This is a genomic window from Methylobacterium sp. WL116 (assembly GCF_008039455.1).
In the GTDB taxonomy this organism is placed as follows: Bacteria; Pseudomonadota; Alphaproteobacteria; order Rhizobiales; family Beijerinckiaceae; genus Methylobacterium.
On the sequence record NZ_VRUV01000492.1, the window covers coordinates 1 to 3,406 of the forward strand.

Here is a 3,406-nt window from a genome sequence, read left to right on the forward strand (position 1 = left end):
GCGCCGCGGCCTTCTGCTGGCACCCGCCGAGCGCGGCGGCGGCGAGGAGGGCGGCGAGCGAGAATCCGGAAATCTTGGTCGGCACGGGCGGCTTTCCCTGACACGGCGCAGCTTGCGCCGGACGGTTTTTGAGCCCGCGCCGCCGGGCGGTCAATCGTTGGCTTCGATTGCGGTGCTCGATCCGCGATCGCCGTTCGCGGTTTCCCTCCCCCCTCTGCGGGGGGAGGGAACAGCTCGTTCGTCGACCGAACCGGCCTACTTCGCCTTGTCGGCGATGGCCTTCAGGCCCGACTCGTAGATGCCGGAGATCGCGTCGGTGGCGACGGTGTCCGGGGCGCCCTTGGCGTTGAAGGTCCCGGTCCAGCTCAGCTTCGAGCCGGTGCCGTCCGGCGCCACCGAGAGCGTCGACTTGTAGTCGGAGACCGGCAGCGGGCCGGACAGGATCGTGTAGGTGTAGCTCATCACCTTGTCGTCGCGGGAGACCTGCTCCTCGACGAGGGTGCCGCCGCCCTTGAGCGAGAGGGTGCGGACCTTCATGCCGTCCTTCTCGGACAGCGCGCACTTCTCCACCGCCGGGTGCCAGTCGCCGATGCCGCAGAAGTCGCCGATGGCCTGCCAGACCTTGGCGGGCGGGGCGGCGACCGTGGCGGTCTTGGCGACGTCGATGGCGTAGCCCGGCACCGTGCCGGCGACGAGCGCGAGGACGGGCAGAGCGAGGGTCCGGATCATGATGGGCGTCTCCGACGATAGGCGGCGCGCGCCGGTATTCCCGGCGCCGGCCCTCTCAGGGGGCCCGCACGAGCTAGGCCTCGACCCCCGCCGTGGCAATGGCGGCCGGGATGCGGAGATCGCCGGCCGGCACCCGTCGGTTCTCGCTAGCGCGCATTCCTGCGCCCGGCCTCGGCCAGCTGCTTGGCGCGCGCGCCCTGCGTCTCGAACATCCAGCCCGGGTATTCGCGCGGCAGGACGCTGACCGCGTCGAGGGCGTCGAGCTCGGGTTCGCTCAGCTCGATCTGCGTCGCGGCGATGTTGTCGTCGAGCTGGTCGAGGCGCTTGGCGCCGACGATGACGCTCGACACCACGCGCCGGTGCAGCAGCCACGCCAGCGCGATCTGCGCGATCGAGACGTGGCGGGCGGCCGCCATCGGCCGCATCGCGTCGATGCAGGATTCGGCGCGGCCGCGCTCCACCGGCGGGAAGTCGAAGGCGGCGCGCCGGCCCTCACCGGCGGCGTCGCCGGAATACTTGCCCGAGAGCAGGCCGCCGGCGAGCGGGCTCCAGACCATCAGACCGAGGCGCTCGCTCCGGAGCATCGGCACGATCTCGCGCTCGAGGTCGCGGCCGGCCAGCGTGTAGTAGGCCTGCAGGCTCTCGAAGCGGGCCAGCCCCTCGCGCTCGGAGATGCCGAGCGCCTTCACGATCTGCCAGGCCGCCCAGTTCGAGACGCCGACGTAGCGGACGTGGCCGTGCTGGACGAGGATGTCGAGCGCCCGCACCGTCTCCTCGATCGGGGTCGCCGGGTCGAAGCCGTGGATCTGGTAGAGGTCGATGTGGTCGAGCTGCAGCCGCTTCAGGCTGGCCTTCACCGCGTCAAGCAGATGCACCCGCGAGGCCCCGCGGCTGTTCGCGCCCGGCCCCGTCGGGCCGTAGGCCTTGGTCGCGACGACCACGTTCTCGCGCGGCACCTTGAGGGCCTTCAACGCCTGGCCGGTGATCTGCTCGGACAGGCCCTCGGCGTAGACGTCGGCGGTGTCGACGACATTGATCCCGGCATCGATCGCGCGGCCGACGAGGCGTTCGGCCTCCGCCTGGTCGAGCGCACCGATCTGCCGCCACATCCCTTCCCCGCCGCCGAAGGTCATCGTGCCGAGGCAGAGTTCCGAGACGAAGAGGCCGGTCCGGCCGAGCTTGTTCTGGCGCATGGGGTTTCCTGTCGGAGAGCGCATCCTTTCGCCGACCGTCCCCCGAACGTCATTCCGGAGCTGCGAAGCAGAGCCCGGAATCCAGAGCAGCCGGGTGTGACCCGGCTTGCTCCGTCGGCGGATCTGGATTCCGGGCTCGCCTGCGGCGCCCCGGAATGACGGCGGGAAGGATGCGCGATCGAATGCTTCGGTCGGACAGATAGGGCCGCCCGACGCCGCGTCGATCGCCGGATCGACCCAGGCGCGCGTCCTGCGCCGCCTGAGCGGCCCTTCACCCGGCGCAGCTCTCCGCGATCAGCCGGCGCACGAAGGCGGCGCAGGCGTCGAGCTCGGCGCGCGTGATGAATTCGTCGGCCTTGTGGGCGCGGGCGATCGAGCCCGGGCCGACCACCACCGCCGGCACGTCGCCGAGCGCCTGGAACAGCCCGCCCTCGGTGCCGAACGAGACCTTGGCGTGGCCGTTGCGGCCGGCGAGCCGCTTGGCCAGCGTCACCAGCGCGGAATCGGCCGCGGTCTCGAGGCCGGGATAATCGATCAGCGGGGCGACCGCGACGCCGCAGGCGGGATCGCGCGCGGCCATCTCCGCGGCGAGGGTCTCGGTTGCGAAGGCGATCGCGCGCCGGGCCAGCGCACCGGCATCGTCCGCGCCGATGGCCCGGAACTCGAAGTCGACGCTGCAGCGGTCCGGCACGATGTTGAGGGCGGTGCCGCCGTGGACGACGCTGCTGAGCCCGGTGGTGTGGGGCACGTCGTAGAGCGGATCGCGCGCGCCGGACGCCGCCAGCGCGTCGGCCATCTGCCTGACGTGGAGGATGAAGCGCGCGGCGTACTCGACCGCGTTGACGCCGGCCGGCGCCAGCGCCGAGTGGCAGGCCTTGCCGCGGAAGGTGACGCGGGCGGCGTGCTTGCCCTTGTGCCCGGTGACGACCGCCATCCCGGTCGGTTCGCCGACGAAGCATCCCAGCGGCGCGAGGCCCATCGCCCGCATCCGCGCGATCAGCGGGCGCACGCCGAGGCAGCCGACCTCCTCGTCGTAGGACAGGGCCAGGTGGAGCGGCCGGACGAGGGGCGCCGCCGCCATCTCCGGCAGGAGCGCGAGGCAGACGGCGACGAACCCCTTCATGTCCGAGGTGCCGCGCCCGTAGAGCCGGCCGTCGGCCTCGGTCAGCCGGAACGGGTCGTGGCTCCAGTCCTGGCCGGCCACCGGCACCACGTCGCTGTGCCCGGAGAGCACGTAGCCCGGCACGCCGGCCGGCCCGACCGTGATCCACAGGGCGGCCTTCTCCCCCGTCTCGTCCATCACCCGCTCGACCGCGGCGCCGTGCGAGCCCGCGAAATCCTGGACCCAGTCGACCAGCGGCAGGTTCGTCAGCGCGCTGGTGGTGTCGAACGCCACCAGCGTGGCGAGGATGTCCGTGGGCGTCGGTGCGGCTTGCATTCGGTCCTTCGTGCCGGGCTGCGGCGGCCGGGGGTGGTGCCGGGAG

At 72.3% G+C, this 3,406-nt stretch carries 3 protein-coding genes; all 3 read right to left on the bottom strand.

What is annotated here, in order from left to right; all coding sequences use genetic code 11:
• Positions 1–255: 255 nt before the first annotated feature.
• Positions 256–729: an SRPBCC family protein gene (locus tag FV223_RS23310; RefSeq protein ID WP_147729221.1), complete on the bottom strand. Its 474-nt coding sequence runs from the start codon at positions 727–729 to the stop codon at positions 256–258.
• A gap of 146 nt (positions 730–875) precedes the next feature.
• Positions 876–1,922, bottom strand: a complete 1,047-nt coding sequence (locus tag FV223_RS23315) for an aldo/keto reductase (protein WP_147729222.1) — start codon at positions 1,920–1,922, stop codon at positions 876–878.
• Between the two features lie 271 nt (positions 1,923–2,193).
• Positions 2,194–3,360 (bottom strand): acetylornithine deacetylase, encoded by a 1,167-nt coding sequence (gene argE / locus FV223_RS23320; RefSeq protein ID WP_147729223.1) that lies wholly within the window; start codon positions 3,358–3,360, stop codon positions 2,194–2,196.
• Between the last annotated feature and the right edge of the window lie 46 nt (positions 3,361–3,406).

Excerpts from the sequence above, each read along its gene's own strand:
- FV223_RS23315 (WP_147729222.1), bottom strand. The coding sequence starts at position 1,922 with ATGCGCCAGAACAAGCTCGGCCGGACCGGCCTCTTCGTCTCGGAACTC.
- FV223_RS23310 (WP_147729221.1), bottom strand. The coding sequence starts at position 729 with ATGATCCGGACCCTCGCTCTGCCCGTCCTCGCGCTCGTCGCCGGCACG.
- argE (WP_147729223.1), bottom strand. The coding sequence starts at position 3,360 with ATGCAAGCCGCACCGACGCCCACGGACATCCTCGCCACGCTGGTGGCG.